Origin of the sequence: Methanolobus sp. (assembly GCF_016278365.1) — an archaeon.
In the GTDB taxonomy this organism is placed as follows: domain Archaea; phylum Halobacteriota; class Methanosarcinia; order Methanosarcinales; family Methanosarcinaceae; genus Methanolobus.
The window spans coordinates 71,890-88,767 of record NZ_JADQBZ010000002.1; the positions used below are offsets into that span (position 1 = coordinate 71,890).

Here is a 16,878-nt window from a genome sequence, read left to right on the forward strand (position 1 = left end):
TATAAGTTACTTTTGAAGGAGCTGCATTGATAGAAATACCGGTTACTGTTACAGGTACGGCATTAACAGTAATTGCCTGGATTGCAGTTTCTCCGCTTTCGGTGTGAGTGATAGTGACGGAAGTGTTGGTTGTTGCAAGAATGCTTCCATTTGCTGGATCGGCAGTGATACCTTCAGAGATGAAATCTGCAAAAGCAACATCCTCGGTAGTTGAATTTGATCTTGCCAGTCTTATTACCAGACCATTCAGGTCAAGAGCATCACCTTCAGTATAAGTTACTTTTGAAGGAGCTGCATTGATAGAAATACCGGTTACTGTTACAGGAGGAATATTCTCAAGTGCTACAGTAACTGTCACATTCTCAGCAGGCATCTGAAATGTATAATTAGCTCCAGCAATTATTTCGGTCACTGATACGGGACCACTGTTACCATCTACGTCGATAGAAACAAACTCTTTACCAGACTCAATATCAGTGATTGTTACAATCACTGTTTCATTTACCGCTGCAGTTGGTTTGTCAATAGTGATGTTTGCTGTACCATTTATAACATCAGCTATTGTTATATTATAACTAGCAGATTCTGTTGAGTTCCCACTTGAAGAACCTCCCGCAGCGCTCAAAGTAACCGCAAGCACCAAAAGTGCAATGCAGAAGCTAATTTTGACAATACCCTGTATACTACTCATTGTAACGTTTTTTGCGAAGGGACGCATTTGTACCACCCTTTATGATAATATTTCACTCCAGATTGACAATATCTGAAGTAAACTCCACTTATTATTTTAAATCAATTACGTGCGGACATCCAGTGAACTCACTGATGACCCCGCATTTCTCCACTAACTACCAATATACAGTCTTATATTATAAAATTATTCAATATACAAGCAATTATAAATTAATATAAATTAATAACGTGTAATAAATATGGATAGTAGCCTTGCAAAAACTTTATCAAAACTATGCCCCCTATGATAGAACAAACCGTCACTCAGACCCGGACCGAGATGAACATTATTGGATAGGATAATAAAAGGTACAAAACGAAATATTCACCAGTGGCTGCAAAGTGAATCGTTGATATCCAATTCCCTCGCTATCGCGGTAGGCTGTCTTACAGGTCTTGCAATTGTTCTTTATGATCACGCCCTTAATAGCAGTGAAAATTTGTTCTTCGGAAGCATCTACGGATATCCGCGATATTATGTTATCCTGCTACCGGCTCTTGGGGGACTCATTGTGGGTGTGCTTGCCCACTCACTGATAAAGACACGGCGTTATGATATAGAAGAAGTGATAGAAGCCACAACCCTCCGGGGAGGACGGATATCACCAAAAAATGCATTTCTGGAAGTCCTGGCCTCAATAATCACTATTGGATCTGGAGGGTCTGCAGGCAAGGAAGCGCCAGTTGTACTTGCCGGATCGGGCATAGGTTCATCCCTTGCCCGGCTCTTCGGGATACATGGTAACAGAGTCAGCATACTGCTCGGTTGCGGTGCTGCGGGTGGGATTGCCGCTTCCTTCAACGCCCCTCTGGCAGGAGTCGTCTTTGCAGTGGAAGTAATACTCGGAGAATTAGAGGCAAAAACTTTCATCCCCATCGTAATATCCGCAGTCTTTGCAACACTTGTTGCCAACACTGTATTCGGAGTTCGTATCATCCAGGCTTCCGACTACCATCTTGTAAGCCCATTATATGAGTCAGTCCTTTATCTCGGTCTGGGAATATGTGCCGGCATACTTGCAGTGATATTAATGCGCTTTTTGCATGTATCACACGAATACTTTGATAATCTAAAGATAAGCCCTGTGTTCAAGCCTGCAATAGGAGGGCTCTTTGTCGGAATGATCGGTTATTTCTATCCTCAGATATTCGGAGTGGGATACGATGTTATCATGGATGCACTATCAAACGAACTTACCCTCAACCTGATGCTGGCGCTGGTCACCCTGAAAATAATAACATTCTCCTTTACATTGGGTTCAGGCGGATCCGGGGGATCCATTGTCCCTGCATTGTTCACAGGAGCCATGCTCGGGGGAGCCTATGGGATTATTGTACACGGTGCCTTCCCGACTATCACTGCTGAGTCAGGGGCTTATGCGCTTGTCGGAATGGGAGCTGTTCTGGCAGGTACAAGTCATGCACCCCTTGCAGCAATACTTATTCTCTTTGAACTTACAAGGGACTACAATCTCATCCTGCCTATTATGCTTGCCTGTGTGATGAGTAATCTTGTTTCAAGTTCCCTCAATCCGGGATCCATATTCACGGAAGGGCTACGCAAGCGTGGTTTCAACATAAGGAAAGGCAGGGAGATAGACATAATGGAATCCCTGCTTGTAAAGGATGCTATGAAGCATGAAGTTCAGACGGTTTCCGAGAATAAGAGCGTAAAGGCGCTTATAGCCCTTATGCAATCAAGTCGCCATGCAGGATTCCCGGTACTTGGTTCCGACGGCAGGCTATGTGGCATAGTAACCCTCAAGGACCTCAGAGACAAGGTCAAACATGACGATCTGGAAAAGGACATCTGTGAGATATCAACAAAGGAACTGGAAGTCGCATATCCTGATGAAACTCTCAACGCAGTACTCAGGAGACTGGCAGCAAAAGATATCGGCCGGCTTCCGGTAGTATCAAGGAAAGATAAAAGGAAACTCCTTGGCATAATTACCCGAAGCGATATAGTAAAGCTTTATGACAAAAAAGTGCTTGACAAGATGCACCAGAGAACAGAAGAAAAGTAGTTGATCTCAGGCCTCTCCATGAGAACCGAGGAGTCTTCCCAAAAAGTACCCCGGAGTGGTGTCATAGATAAGTATCCTGCAGGTAACCCCTGGTTCAAGGTTGCACTGCGGGATCACTACAGGAAGGTATGAGTCTGTGCGTGCCATAGTACCCTGTTTTTTTGCTTCCTTGGACAGGAAGACATTACCTTCCCATCCGATCAGCTTATTCTTCGTGGCAAACTTGGTGCTCCTGCTGATACTGTGAAGTTCATTGGATCTCCTTGTAAGTATGCGTGAGTCAGTATTGTGGAAATCCCAGGCTTTTGTATGGGGACGTGGAGTGTACCTGGATATGTTTACTTTATCAGGCCTGAATTCCTCCACCCAGTTAACGCTTTTTTTGAAGTCCTCTTCTGTCTCGCCTGGGAAACCTACTATTATATCAGTAAAAAGTGTCAGGTCATCAAACCTGCTCCTGAACTGCCTGATGACATGATTCGCCTCTTCGATACTGTGATAGCGGTTCATGTTCCGCAGCACACTGTCAGAAGCAGATTGTACGGGCAGATGCAGCAACTTATAGACTTTCTCATTATCAAAGGCATCAAGCAGGTCATAGAGTATGGGGAGCACTGAGAATGGGTTCATCATTCCGACCCTGACCCTGAACTGTCCGGGTATGGCACATATCATGCGCAGCAACTCAGGAAGAAGGATATTCTTGCCAGTGCCACGCCTGTCAGTACCATACTGACCGTTGTCCTGGGAAGTGAGCCATATCTCACGGCAGCCTTCGGAAACTGCTTGCCTTATGTCTGCAATTATTTCCTCCGGTCCAAACGACCTGAGATTTCCTCGCGCCACACTAACGATACAGTAAGAGCAGGAGTAATTGCAGCCTTGGGAAAGCTGGCAGATATGGATATTAGGATTATATCGGATTCTTGGGACACTCTGGAAGCCTTCGGGCTGATGCAAGAAAATCTGCATCCGCCTTTTTGAGCCTTTACCAATCTTACCAAGAGAGTCAAGCAATTCACCTACCCTGGAAACCGAATTAACCCCGAGGATATGCGCTTGGGGATTTTGCTTGAGTATATCTTCAAGCTGGACCTCAGGCATGCACCCGGTCACTATCACTTCTTTACCGGAGCCAGCTGCTTCCCTGATAATATGAAGGATCTTCTGCTCGGTAGCATACTTTACAGTGCAGGTATTGATAACAAGCACATCTGCATCGCTGAGAGGTACAAGAGCATGGCCTTTGTCCCTGACAATTGCCCTCATGATCTCTGCAGATGCCTGGCTGGCAGAGCAACCGAATGTAGCGACGTGTACCTTCATTCGGACTATTACCGGAAACGCAGCACGTTGTCTTCTTTATCGTGTATGTATATCGTGTCTGTGAACTTGACCACACCGGAACTTCCCATTGTCAGACTGTGCACCCTGGAATCACCTTCTCCAAAGAGGCTCACTCCATTCAGGACAGAGCCGGAGGTCACTCCTGTTGCTGCAAAAATGACATCTTTTCCCGGCACAAGTCGCTCGGTATCCAGTATATCATTGATGTTCTTTTCAGTGATGCCCATCTTCTCCAGCCTTGGCATTTTCTCGGCTTTCTCCTTTGCTATTGCCTCATCGGATTTGCCGTTAGCTACGGATGGAAGCACCAGGCGAGCCAGTATCTTACCACCGAGGCACTTTAATGCTGCTGCTGTCAGAACAGCCTCCCCGGAGCCACCGGATCCGAGTACCATATGCACACCGGAGCCTCTTATTGCGGTTGCCACTCCGGGCATCAGGTCGCCGTCGCTTACAAGATTCACACGAGCTCCGGCTTCACGTATCTCTTTTATTTTCTGCTCATGCCTTGTCCTTTCAAGGATGACAACAACCAGTTCATCGATACTCCTGTCAAGCGCCTTAGCGACAATATGAAGGTTATGCAGCACAGGTGCGTCAAGATCGATCCGCTGATCAGGGTGCGCTTTCTCATATTTCACGACCTGCGGTCCCACGACTATTTTATCCATGTAGATGTCCGGGCCGTGGAAAAGCCCGTCTCTTTCTGCCATAGCCATGACAGCTATGGCACCGGGAATACCGTTAGCTGCAAGGTTGGTACCTTCAAGAGGATCCACTGCGATGTCAACCTCAACACCTTCTTTCCATGTACCCACCTTTTCTCCGATGAATAGCATGGGAGCTTCATCCCTTTCTCCCTCACCGATCTTGATGATACCTTTCATGTCAAGACAGTTCAGCATTCTTCTCATGGCTTCTACTGACACCTGGTCACAGAAGTTCTTCTCCCCACGGCCTATCTGGTAAGAAGCAGCAATCGCCGCGGCCTCAGTCACATGAAGTAATCTGGGTAACAGGTTGCTCTCAATAGGGCCTGCGCCATTGATCATTTCTTCAGCGGTTTTCGGATGAGTTATAATATTTTCGATACAATCTTCATTCATAGGATCATCTTCATTCTTCGGTAATTGTTACGATTAACAAATAATTTGAGCAACAGTGTTCATGATAACTATATTAGTGTTCCCGGTTTAAAAGGTAAACTACTTTAGCACATCAACAAGAGCAACCCTCTCTATTACCAGGTCCGGTATCATTTCCTCTCCAACTGCTTCTATCTCCTTTTCGGTTATACCGAACTGTGAGATTATGTTGTCCCGCTTTCGGGAGGAATAGCTTATGACATCCTTTTCACTAATCACACTCCTCAGAGACTCCATTGATCTGTTCACTCCTTCGGTATCACCCATTATCACAAAAACAAGATCCATGTCCCCTTCGTGTATTCCCATTGAGAATGCCTCCTCTATCTGTCTCTTCCCTGATGCATATCTCATTATCTCGATACCGGGGTCTTTGGCGGCGTTGTAGTTCTCCTCGATTGCCCGCAAGGTCTTTCGCACAGCAAAACTGACATGCTTTTCCCCTGCCACCTTTCCTGCATCCATTGCCTGTATTACCGTGCTGTTAGCTGATGCGATAGAAGATATCTGGCTTAAGAATTCAGGCACTTTCCTGATATGAGTGCTGCCTCCGAGTATCTGGAATGACATAGGCTGAAATTGAATTCTTTTTGAATAAGTGTGTCGGTGAGAATTGAAGGAAAATTGGAAAATTGGAAAGTCTTGAAAATCATTCTTGATGATTATTTGCGTGTATTTTATTTAGGTTGATACTTATTACGAATATAAACCTGCACGTATAGACGAAAATGACAGAAATGGTTGCTTTTTATACATAAAGTTAATATCTGCAGTTGATAACTAGGAAGGAAGATTCATCAAGGATTTATGTCCGGCGTGAGAAGGTGCGAACAATGGAACAGGATTATGATCCGCAGGGAATAGAAGTAAAATGGCAGAGCCTTTGGAATGAGAGCCGGATTTTCGAACCGGAACCGGATGAGAGGGAGAAGTATTTCATAACCATTCCCTACCCTTACCTCAATGGGAACTTACACGCCGGGCACACAAGGACATTCACAATAGGGGATGTACTTGCAAGGCACAGACGGATGCTGGGATACAATGTACTCTACCCCATGGGTTTCCACGTTACTGGAACTCCCATTGTGGGCCTTGCGGAGCTTATCGCAAACCGGGACCCTCAGACTATGGATGTGTATTCCCGGCTGCACGGCATCCCGGAAAATATCCTGCACACACTTGACACTCCCGAGAAGATCGTGGACTACTTCAAAGTAGAGGCCGAGATAGCGATGCGTTCCATCGGTTATTCCATCGACTGGCGCAGGAAATTCACAACCACTGACCCTACATACAAAAAATTCATTGAATGGAAGTTCAACCTGCTCCATGAAAAAGGGCTTATCGTCAAGGGTGCACATCCGGTAAAATGGTGCCCCCATGACAAGAACCCTGTTGAAGACCACGACATCCTTCACGGCGAGGAAGCCACCATTGTGGATTTCACCCTTGTCAAGTTCGAGCATGACGGAATGATACTGCCATGTGCGACGCTGCGGCCTGAAACAATATTCGGTGTCACTAACCTCTGGGTCAACCCGGATATAGAGCATGTCAAGCTCAGGGTAAGTAAGGATGGGAAAGAAGAGTTCTGGGTCGTTAGCAAGGAAGCCTACAATAAGCTCACTTACACAGACAGAGATGTCGAACTTATAGGCAATGTACCCTCTGAATCACTTATAGGTATCAAGGCGAGGAATCCTCTTACAGGGAAAGAGGTCATCACACTGCCGGCATCCTTCGTGAAGGGCGGCAATGGAAGCGGTATAGTAATGAGTGTGCCGGCCCATGCGCCTTATGACTACCTGGCCCTCAGGGATCTCTACGACAAAGACCTGACAGAATACGGTGTCAAAGAAAATCTAAGGGATATTGGGTTCATATCGCTCATCGAGGTAAAGGATTTCGGAGAATATCCTGCATTTGACGCAGTCACACAACTGGGAGTCACGGATCAAAAGGACCCAAAAGCCGAAGAGGCGACCAAGCTTGTGTACCGCAGGGAGTTTCACGGAGGCGTACTGAAGGAAAATACAGGCAAATATGCAGGTATTGCGGTCTCCAAGATCAAGGATGTGCTCACCAGGGACCTTCTTGAACAGGGCATAGGCGAAGTGTTCTATGAGTTCAGTGAGCCAGTGGTCTGCCGGTGCGGCACTCCCTGTGTTGTCAACATGGTAAAGGGACAGTGGTTTCTCAACTATTCAAGTCCTCAATGGAAGGACAAGGTATACAGCTGCCTCGAGAAGATGGAGATAATCCCTGAAGAGATCAGGGTCGAATTCAACAATAAGGTAGACTGGCTTAAGGATAAGGCATGTGCCAGGAAGAAAGGGCTTGGAACAAAACTGCCTTTTGACAAGGAATGGCTCATAGAGTCACTGGGTGATTCTACCATTTATATGTCATATTATATCACAAACAAGTTCTTTTCCCAGGGAATCAGCCCCGAGCAGCTCACACCAAAGCTTTTTGATTACGTACTCCTTGGCAAAGGCACTCTTCAGGAGACAGCTATCGATACCGGACTTAATGAGCAACTTATCGCCCGCATGAAAGCTGACCTGGATTACTGGTACCCTGTGGACCTGCGCTCATCCGGTAAGGATCTCGTGCCAAACCACCTGCTATTCTTCCTCTTCCACCATGTAGCTATCTTTGAAGAGGACAAATGGCCCAGGGCCCTTGCTGTAAATGGCTTTGTCTCCCTTGAAGGACAGAAGATGAGCAAGTCCAAGGGTCCGATCCTTACCATGACGGAAGCTGTGACCACCTATGGCGCCGATATCACACGCATGTACATCCTTTCCAGCGCGGAGCAGACACAGGATGCAGACTGGAGGAATGCAGGTGTAGAGAGCGCCAAGAAACAGGTTGAGAGATTCTACAAACTTGCGACGGAGATCATCGTATCCGGTGCAAGATCTGGGTCCGAAGGAGAACTTAAGCTCATAGACCGCTGGATGCTCAGCAGGCTGCAGCAGTTTGTCAGGGAAACCAACAACAACATGACATCAATCAGAACAAGAGGCGCACTTCAGAGCGCATTCTTCCTGCTGTACAACGATGTAAAGTGGTACCAGAAGCGCGGTGGAATTGCGGTACTATATGATGTGCTTGACACATGGGTCCGGCTGATGGCACCTTTCACACCTCACATTTGCGAAGAGATCTGGTCTGCAATGGGACATCAGGAGGGAGATTTCATATCACTTGCACCATATCCCATATTCTGTCCCAGGTTTGTTGATCACGATGCTGAACTTGCCGAGGAACTGGTCTGTAACACTCTGTCTGATATAGAAGAGATAATTAAGGTCACTAAGATCACTCCGCAGAAAGTGGTGCTCTATACATCTCCCGGATGGAAGACAAAGGCGTTCAAACTTGCTATCGACATGCTCAGGGAAGGGGAGCTCAATCCGGGTAAGCTTATCAAAGCCCTTATGGCAGAACCTGAGAACCGTGCCTACGGAAAGGAGATACCAAAGTACGTCCAAAAGCTTGTTCCTGATATAACCAGCATGAAGACTGAAAGGTTTGAGATGCTGCATGAATTTAACCTTGACGAGAAAAACATACTACAGGAAAACTGCGATTGTCTGGCGAATGAACTTGGATGTCCTATTGAGGTTTATTCTGCAGACTCACCTGAGTTTGACCCGGAGAACAAGTCAAAGTTTGCAGCGCCTCTGAGGCCTGCAATATACCTTGAACAATAACATCGAAGGCACGATTATTGTGCCTTTTTCTTTTCTAAATGCCTCTTAAAGAGATACGGCAACGGTAGTAAATAGATATATATTTAGAAAGCATTTATATTAACTAATGCATATTATTTGTGAAAGAAGAAATATCGAGTCTACATTTCCAAAAGGGCGGGCCATAGGCGTCACCTTAAGTACTATTCTGATCATATCGCTCTTTTCCCTCATAGTGAACCCTGTCTTTGCAGAACCACATATCCCAACAGGCCCAAGCTGGGAAAACAGCCTTGAAGGGAGTTATCTGGAATCAGAACAGCCAATATCCCGAAACATTTCTACAGCAGGACTGTACACCTGGGAAAGCCCGATGTGGTTAAAATTGTCTGTAGGGATAGGTGGAAGCCTCCTATTGTTAATGATAATACTGAGTTTTGTATTGAGAGATAAGATAGATGAAAAGACAATGGAGCTTAACTCAAAGAACAGGCAGCTTGAGATAGAAATAAGAGAAAGAAAGATTGCGGAAGACAAGCTGAAGAACTATTCCTCACAACTCAAGAGCTCTAATGAATTAAAAGATCTGTTTACCGATATCCTCAGGCATGATCTCATCAACCCTGCAACTGTGATCAAAGGTTATGTCGAATATCTGATCGAATATGAGAATGATACAAAAAAGATTACGGCACTAAAAACTATAGAACGCAATAACCTTAAACTCATCCAGATGATAGAGAACGCCGCAAACCTTGCAAAGCTGGAAAATGTTGAAGAACTGGAATTTGAGGAAATGGACCTCAGAGCGATTATTGAAGAGGTCGTAGAGGGTCTGCAACCAAAAGCGGATGATAAGGAAATGCATATACAGTTCGTCCCCGGAGGGAATTATCCTGCACAGGTAAACAGGATAATAGAGGAAGTTTTTTCCAATCTGATAGCGAACAGCATTAAGTACTCCCCTCCTTCAAGCGTGATATGTATAGGCGTGTGTGCCCTGAATGATAAGTACTGGAAAATATCAGTCGTAGATAACGGTTCCGGAATTGCGGACGATGATAAAACTCATATTTTTGACCGCTTCAAGCGTGCGGAAAAAACAAACATAAAAGGGACCGGACTTGGGCTTGCAATTGCCAAGCGCATAATAGAACTGCATGACGGACAGATAGGAGTTGAAGATAACCCTTCCGGGAAAGGATCTGTTTTCTGGGTCACTCTACACCGGTAGATATCGAAATGAATTCAGTAGATATCCTCTCTGCGATCCTTGAAAACAGTTATCTCCTCTCTAATCTTTGACGTCTCAGCGGTATCAATAACATGTAGCAGTATGCACTCACCCTCTCCTGCTTCCTGCAGGATCTGTCCTGAAGCGTCCACGATCATGGAACCACCGAAAAATGCGGTCTCCCCACTTTCACCCGAGCGGTTGCAGGCAATATGAGGTATCTGATTCTCTATTGCCCTTGCCATTGCGAGTGTTCGCCATACATTGTACCGGGGTTTTGGGAACTGTGCGACTGTGATAAGGATATCGGAGCCAGATAGGGAAAGCTTTCGTGCAACTTCCGGGAATCTCAGCTCATAACATATCTCAAGACCGATGATAATATCATGTTTACTGAGCCTGCATGGGGATATATTATCACCTGAAGAGAAATATTGCTTTTCTCTTTTGAAAGGATGTGTTTTGCGATATGTGCCCATAATTTCGCCAGATTCTATGCAGATACCGAGATTGTAATAACTGCCTACAGATGCATTCCTGTCAGGAGACAGCTCCTTTTCAAGAATTGAGGTAACTATCACACAATCATGCTTGCGGGAGAGATCCTGGAGCATACTGACTGTCAGGCCGGTGATTGTCTCAGCGGAGGCTTCCATATCATCATAGCAGAAGCCTGTGGAGAATAGTTCAGGCAGGACCAGCAATTCGGCACCTTTTGATATAGCCTGCTCTGCCATAGAAATTGCCTTGTGCAGGTTTTCATCTTTACTGCACAGGCTTATATCCATCTGGATACAGGCAACTGTTATTTGTGTCATTTAGCAGCCTTAAATAGTATTCTAAAAGGTATTAGCCAAAATCATTGATGGTTGTTTTCTTTGTACGCGGAGTCAGGCCGCTGATGTCCACAGATAATTTTAACATCTTCAGAAGAAGATGATTGGAGTGTTTGAGAATATCACTGCTTAGCTGGTCTGCCTCATAAGCAGGGTCTGAACCCAGGATAGTGAACTTTGTTATGCATGCAGCATATTCCTTCAGGTTCTCATTCCGGGACTCTTTTATCATATGGCCTGATCGGGAAAGGCAGTCATTTATGTTCTTGGAACCAAAGCCTATCTTCTGAAGTTCTTCCTTGAATACAGGCCTGTCAAGAATGTTCGTAATAACATACACTGCGACCGGTAAAGCGAATTCAGGTTCAAAGGATCTCAGTTCTCTGGAAATAAGGGAATAGATATCAGGCAACGTGTTCTCGCCTTTTGTTTCTATTTTCATATAAACTTTAGAAGGCGGGATATCCACTTCATTCAATTTCTTCAGATCACGGAGAGCACGTAGATAACCTGTCATTACAAGCCGATGCTCATTGATCCCTATTTCCTTTAACTCACGAGTGATGGCACTTATAGAAAGTTGTTTACCTTCCAGAATTTCATTTACATGGGAGTAGAGATTTTCGGACATGTTTTTCGCACCATTATTGATAACAAATCTGAATATACTTGGCATTTTAAGTTCTTAACGATTTTGGCAAGAGGCAGGTATAAAAACAATTACTTATATTAAAAGTGAACCTTATTGTAATATACGAAATCATACTTTGATAGTTGTTCCGTTGAAAAGTATTGCAACTGATCCGGAAAACATTACTCGATTTTGAAAATATAGTATTTGATCTTTATTGATGCAGCTGATGGCGCTGCACTTATCATCTAATAGGAGGAGGCAAATGCATCTACACACCTTTACCAAAACACCGACCATACCTGTTGAGGTCACTGAGCGATCTTTAAGTGATCTGACCGATGCCATGCAGTACACCGGATTCCAGGGGCGTAAGCTTGCAGAGTCCGTGAAAGCCTGGGAAAATATGTTCAAGGAAGAAGGGGTTACTATCTTCATGGGGCTTAGTGGGGCAATGGTGCCTGCAGGAATGCGCAACATCATTACCTACCTGATAGAGAACAGGCTCATAGACTGTCTCGTAAGCACGGGAGCTAACATTTTCCATGACTGTCACGAAGCCCTCGGGCTTAAACATTATGTAGGTTCACATATAGCAGATGACTGCGAGCTTCTGGGACATGGTATCGACAGGATATATGATGTGTTCGCCTATGAGGAGGAGTTCAGGAATACCGACCACTTTGTAGCTGACTTTGCCAGGAAACATGATGGTAAGACATATTCTTCACGTGAGTTCATACATCTGCTGGGCAAAGAGATATCCGAGAAGGGCAACAAGAACTCGATAATAGTAAGCGCATACAAGCACAACGTTCCTATTTTCATTCCCGCACTGTCTGATAGCTCGATCGGTATCGGACTTACAATAGCAAGAAGGAACGGCTATAATATCAATATCGACCAGATCAGGGACGTCGATGAGATCACGCAGATGGTTGAGGCATCTGAAAAGACAGGTGTCGTATATGTCGGAGGCGGTGTTCCCAAGAATTTTATCCAGCAGACAGAGGTAGTTGCGTCCATAATGGGTCATGAAGTAGCCGGGCATGAGTACGCAATACAATATACGACCGATGCACCTCACTGGGGCGGGCTATCGGGTTGTACCTTCGATGAAGCCGTATCCTGGGGAAAGATCTCCAAGGAAGCAAAAAAGGTCCAGGTATTCGTTGACGCAACTATCGCACTTCCTATCGTGACACATGCACTTAACGAAAAAACTAAGGGCTACAAGCGTAAAATCCCTTGTTTTGAGTGGAATGGCGATGTTGCAGAACTGCATTTTGAAACTCATTGAAAACAAAACACATTTATTCCTCAAAAGCCAATATAACAGGTACTTAATCAAACAATTATTGAGCAAGGTATAATCCCACATGAACGACGGAGAGGTTCAGTGGCTAGAATAGGTCTGTATATGAGGTAACTAAATGAGTAAACGAACAAGAATAATCAACGACCCTTCTGAACTCGTACCTCTGCTTCAGGTTTTTGGATCAAAGAGACATAAAAAGGTATTTGATGCACTTCTTAACCTATGGATGACAAAGGATGGCCTGGAAGATATGCTGGGAACCGATGTCACACATAGTATCAATGTCCTCAAGAAAAGCGGACTGATAGAAAGCCAATGGCATATGCCGGAGCCGGGAAAAACACCCGAGAAAGAATATCGCACATCTTATTCAAAGGTCCAGACAAACTTCCAGTGTTCCTTTGAGGATATGAGCGACATCATCATGCTGACTTTTATGCCATATGAAGAAGTGAAGGATTCAATAGAAGAACTTGAAAAATTAGTAGAGCAAGGGAACAATTCAATGAGCAGTCTTACACGAGCGCTGAACAAGAGCCCGCTGTACATACGTGCAGTAGCCAGACGCTCCGATAATTTAACTGTCATGGGACAAAGACTGAAGATGACAGATGAGGAAAAGGAATGATAGAACTCCTTCATAGCAAGAGCGGTATCACCAAATTCCAGATCCTCATAGAAGTAGCCGCTCACCAGCCTAATGTAAGGCAGAAGGAAATCGCTGAAAAGATAGGCGTCACACCGCAGGCAGTATCAGAGTATATAAAGGAACTGGTTGCTGAGGGTCATATATACTCAGAGGGAAGAGTACGCTACCGCATCACCAAGCAGGGTGTTGAATGGGTACTTGAGAACGCAAACGACATGAAGCGTTATGCACGCTATGTCATGAGTGATATAATCAGCCATGTTTCCACCTGGACCGCCATAGCTGAGGAAGAACTAACCAAAGGTGAAAAGGTTTACCTCCGGATGAGCAAGGGACTCCTCTATGTTGGCACAAAGGATATCACAAATGCTTCCGGGACCACCATATCCGATGCAAAGGAAGGAGAGGATGTGGGGGTTACTGACCTGCTGGGGCTTATTGACCTGGAAAATGCGGCCATCACTGTCTGCAGGATACCGAGGGTCGAAAGAGGAGGATCAAAGAATGTTGATATTGAACGCCTCAGATCCCTGGCAAAATCCAAGTCATATATTGCAACTGTCGGTGTTGAGTCTCTTGTTGCACTGAAGAGGATAGGCCTGAAGCCTGACGTGATGTTTGGTGCAAGGGAATCTGTCATCGAGGCGGCATATCATGGCCTCTCATCGCTGGTGCTTGCCATTGACGAGGAAGTGCCTGCCATCCTGAGCAGGCTTGAGACAGAGAATCTGGAATATGAACTTGTGGACCTGAGTATCCAATGAAGCTTTTAGCAATATCTGATACACATCTTGAAACTGATACTATCCCGCAGTATCTCGCAGGCATTATCGAGGACTATGACCTCGTTGTTCATGCCGGGGATTTCAGTTCCATGAAATTTTACAAGGCCCTTGAATCTACAGGGAAACTCCGGGCAGTCCACGGAAACACCGATGAGAAGGAGCTGCAGGAGCTTCTTCCTGAAAAGCTCATATTTGAAGTGGAAGGAATTAAGATAGGAGTCATACACGAAGGAGCGCTGTCTATAGTAGATACCACTCCCATGAGATACCTTGCACTTGAAATGGGTGTAAGTGTGTTAATATTTGGTCATCTGCACAGGCCGATAATCGAAAAGAGAGATGTGCTTTTAATCTGTCCGGGATCACCCACAAAACCAAGGATGTCAGACCCCTGCGCAGTTGAACTTATAATAGATAACGGTACAGTGAAAGCGAACATTATCGAGATAAGTGGACAATCGTGCAACTACATTGATTATTCAAGAAAACTTGATAAGGACAAAAACTCATAATTCTGTTAAAAGAGCTCAAAAATTACTGGTTCTTGCCATTGACAGTCTCGGTCTTGAACATAACACCTGTACCTTTGAGAGTCATCTGAATCTTATCCCCAAAGCGAAGGACCTCATCCAGATCAACATTATCACTCCAGTCATACACGTAATCATAGGCACCCTGCACAGGCTTGAAACCAAGAGACATCAGGCTCCTGTTGACTTCTGAGGGCATGCCGCCATCAGTAGAGTACCAGAGTAAAAGATATGTTTTCATCAAATCACCTGCAAGATTATGAATGATATATGTGCTTATGACCCTTTTGGTCATTTTTAAATAGTTGCTATAGAAAAACAAATAAAATAGACGGTGCAGACTATCTGCACCAGTGAAAAATCTTAGCAATGCCTATACATATCTAATAAGTCTCTTTCAAAGACTGGAGAGCCTGCGAGACCATAGAATAGTAGTGCTTCACATCAGGGGCATAATATTCTTTTGTCTGTGCAACATCGAGGGAATCAGAACCACCTTCAAGCTCTTTGAGTCTTGTAAGGGTCTTTCGGGCAGTATCCATTACCCAGATATCTCTCGTCTGACCATCCACAATGTGCATAGACTCCGGGCGCACGGAAGTCAGTACATCTCCCTCGCCTGTTGTATAGGTGCTTGGCTTGCCGACGATGGCGACAAAAGCAGGGGTTTCGCATTCTGCGAGGGCCTGGGCAGCTTCCGGCTGGTACTGTCCTGCATATATCATGAAGGAACCGGTGGGATCTATAACCCTGCCACGCCAGTATTCCGAATCTGTCCCGATGTCTTCCTTCTCTACAAGAGTACCGACAATGAATATCCGGTTAACCCTGGCACCTGTAGGTGTCATTAAGTATTGCGGAGCGTATTGATCATCCCCATCCTTGAATGTCAGGGTCGATTCCCTGAATTCCTGAGCAAAGACCCTTCTTGCAACTTCTCTTGAATAGCCTGCCATTTATACCACCTCTGATGCAGCTATGAGCTCATCCAGTTCCTGCGGGTCTATGGTTGATTTAGGGACCATGGAATCCACCAGCAGGTATCTCTCAACCCTTGAGCCAGTAGCTGTGTAGTATTTGCCTACAAGCAGCTTCTTCATCTCTTCAAGCACTACTCCCTGATCGAGGGCGTCTGCTGCAAGGGAGATTGCACTCTCAAGTGTAAGTCCGGTCATCTCTTCTGCAAGGTCCCTCTTTATGATCGCATCCTGTGCAGTGACACCATCATCCAGGACAGCCTTGATCCTGAGATCGTAGACCCCGTCCACTTTCCCATGCTCCATGCATGCGCCCTTGGTAAGTGCTCTGTTGCATTGAGGGCAACGCTTTATCAGACCGGACCCGGACTGGATATCAACAAGAGCACCTATGAATGTAATTGTTGATGTCCCTACAGTAATGTCCTCGTCGAGTTGCTCTACCGAACTGCTCTTATTCATATTGAGCTGGAACTTTCCATTCCACTCATTAACAACAACGTTCTTAAAATAGTAATTCTGGCCTTCGACGACTTCCGGGAATTCAGCACTTCCCCATTTTGTGAATTTGATAGTGCCGGTTTCATCACCGATAAGACCCACCTGGGATATCGATTCATGGGTATTTTCCCAAAGCTGCACAACTTTACCCTTAATATTAACCCACTTTCCATCAACGTTCAGCTCGGATATCTTCATAAGAGGGGACTCCGACTGTCCGGTATAGAACTGATTTTTAGGGATGCTGTGCTCTTTTAAGAAATAGTTTACAACACTTCTTCTTGCTTCCTCTTTAGGGACCTTGAACTTGCTGACCATTTTGTCAAGCCTGTCTTCAATATCCTCGAGGGGAATCTCTACTCCAAGTTCCTGGAACTTTCTGTGAATCTCTTGCGAAATCTCTTTCATTTTCAAACCTCAGGCCTCTTGTTTGTGCGTCATTTTAGAGAGGCAATTCTATTG

The 16,878-nt window shown here is 45.2% G+C and carries 16 protein-coding genes; 7 read left to right on the forward strand and 9 right to left on the reverse strand.

Annotated features, from left to right (window positions below):
• Window positions 1-718 (reverse strand): hypothetical protein (locus QZZ22_RS00400; protein ID WP_292461525.1); only part of this gene is annotated, 718 nt, incomplete at its 3' end.
• A 313-nt stretch (window positions 719-1,031) separates the two neighbouring features.
• Here QZZ22_RS00400 and QZZ22_RS00405 point away from each other — a divergent pair.
• Complete coding sequence (locus tag QZZ22_RS00405) at window positions 1,032-2,759, forward strand: chloride channel protein (RefSeq protein WP_292462160.1); 1,728 nt, start codon at window positions 1,032-1,034, stop codon at window positions 2,757-2,759.
• A gap of 6 nt (window positions 2,760-2,765) precedes the next feature.
• On the opposite strand, the gene QZZ22_RS00410 is transcribed toward QZZ22_RS00405, so the two are convergent.
• From QZZ22_RS00410 to cgi121, 3 genes are all read right to left on the reverse strand, one after another.
• On the reverse strand, window positions 2,766-4,085 hold the full coding sequence (locus QZZ22_RS00410) for a tRNA (N(6)-L-threonylcarbamoyladenosine(37)-C(2))-methylthiotransferase (RefSeq protein ID WP_292461528.1): 1,320 nt from the start codon (window positions 4,083-4,085) through the stop codon (window positions 2,766-2,768).
• Between the two features lie 8 nt (window positions 4,086-4,093).
• The gene (glpX, locus tag QZZ22_RS00415) at window positions 4,094-5,185 is read right to left on the reverse strand and encodes a class II fructose-bisphosphatase (RefSeq protein WP_292462162.1); all 1,092 of its coding nucleotides are present in this window, start codon (window positions 5,183-5,185) and stop codon (window positions 4,094-4,096) included.
• 126 nt (window positions 5,186-5,311) lie between these two features.
• Window positions 5,312-5,821 (reverse strand): KEOPS complex subunit Cgi121, encoded by a 510-nt coding sequence (gene cgi121, locus QZZ22_RS00420; RefSeq protein WP_292461530.1) that lies wholly within the window; start codon window positions 5,819-5,821, stop codon window positions 5,312-5,314.
• A 263-nt stretch (window positions 5,822-6,084) separates the two neighbouring features.
• Here cgi121 and leuS point away from each other — a divergent pair, with 263 nt between their 5' ends.
• Together leuS and QZZ22_RS00430 are read left to right on the forward strand one after the other, a co-directional pair.
• On the forward strand, window positions 6,085-8,976 hold the full coding sequence (gene leuS / locus QZZ22_RS00425) for a leucine--tRNA ligase (RefSeq protein WP_292461532.1): 2,892 nt from the start codon (window positions 6,085-6,087) through the stop codon (window positions 8,974-8,976).
• A gap of 106 nt (window positions 8,977-9,082) precedes the next feature.
• Window positions 9,083-10,189 carry a HAMP domain-containing sensor histidine kinase gene (locus QZZ22_RS00430; RefSeq protein WP_292461534.1) on the forward strand — a complete coding sequence of 369 codons (1,107 nt, stop codon included), beginning with the start codon at window positions 9,083-9,085 and terminating at the stop codon, window positions 10,187-10,189.
• A 14-nt stretch (window positions 10,190-10,203) separates the two neighbouring features.
• On the opposite strand, the gene QZZ22_RS00435 is transcribed toward QZZ22_RS00430, so the two are convergent.
• Complete coding sequence (locus QZZ22_RS00435; RefSeq protein ID WP_292461537.1) at window positions 10,204-11,007, reverse strand: carbon-nitrogen family hydrolase; 804 nt, start codon at window positions 11,005-11,007, stop codon at window positions 10,204-10,206.
• Window positions 11,008-11,038: 31 nt separating this feature from the next.
• Window positions 11,039-11,656, reverse strand: a complete 618-nt coding sequence (locus tag QZZ22_RS00440; protein WP_292461540.1) for a hypothetical protein — start codon at window positions 11,654-11,656, stop codon at window positions 11,039-11,041.
• A 265-nt stretch (window positions 11,657-11,921) separates the two neighbouring features.
• Between QZZ22_RS00440 and QZZ22_RS00445 the strand changes: the two genes are divergently transcribed.
• The 4 genes from QZZ22_RS00445 (at window position 11,922) to QZZ22_RS00460 (ending at window position 14,920) form a co-directional block, all read left to right on the forward strand.
• The gene (locus tag QZZ22_RS00445) at window positions 11,922-12,956 is read left to right on the forward strand and encodes a deoxyhypusine synthase (protein WP_292461542.1); all 1,035 of its coding nucleotides are present in this window, start codon (window positions 11,922-11,924) and stop codon (window positions 12,954-12,956) included.
• Between the two features lie 133 nt (window positions 12,957-13,089).
• Complete coding sequence (locus tag QZZ22_RS00450; RefSeq protein WP_015053121.1) at window positions 13,090-13,602, forward strand: ArsR family transcriptional regulator; 513 nt, start codon at window positions 13,090-13,092, stop codon at window positions 13,600-13,602.
• On the forward strand, window positions 13,599-14,387 hold the full coding sequence (locus tag QZZ22_RS00455) for a MarR family transcriptional regulator (protein ID WP_292461547.1): 789 nt from the start codon (window positions 13,599-13,601) through the stop codon (window positions 14,385-14,387). Before QZZ22_RS00450 ends, QZZ22_RS00455 begins: the two co-directional genes overlap by 4 nt.
• Complete coding sequence (locus tag QZZ22_RS00460) at window positions 14,384-14,920, forward strand: metallophosphoesterase (protein ID WP_292461549.1); 537 nt, start codon at window positions 14,384-14,386, stop codon at window positions 14,918-14,920. The genes QZZ22_RS00455 and QZZ22_RS00460 overlap by 4 nt, the downstream gene beginning before the upstream one ends.
• Before the next feature lie 22 nt (window positions 14,921-14,942).
• Here QZZ22_RS00460 and QZZ22_RS00465 read toward each other — a convergent pair whose 3' ends face one another.
• The 3 genes from QZZ22_RS00465 to QZZ22_RS00475 all read right to left on the reverse strand — a co-directional run bounded on the left by QZZ22_RS00465 (window position 14,943) and on the right by QZZ22_RS00475 (window position 16,824).
• Entirely contained in the window at window positions 14,943-15,233 is a 291-nt protein-coding gene (locus tag QZZ22_RS00465) for a hypothetical protein (protein ID WP_292461551.1), read from the reverse strand.
• 88 nt (window positions 15,234-15,321) lie between these two features.
• Complete coding sequence (locus QZZ22_RS00470) at window positions 15,322-15,894, reverse strand: DNA-binding protein (RefSeq protein ID WP_292461552.1); 573 nt, start codon at window positions 15,892-15,894, stop codon at window positions 15,322-15,324.
• Window positions 15,895-16,824, reverse strand: coding sequence for a replication factor A (locus tag QZZ22_RS00475; RefSeq protein WP_292461554.1), 930 nt, complete (start codon window positions 16,822-16,824; stop codon window positions 15,895-15,897).
• Window positions 16,825-16,878 lie beyond the last annotated feature (54 nt).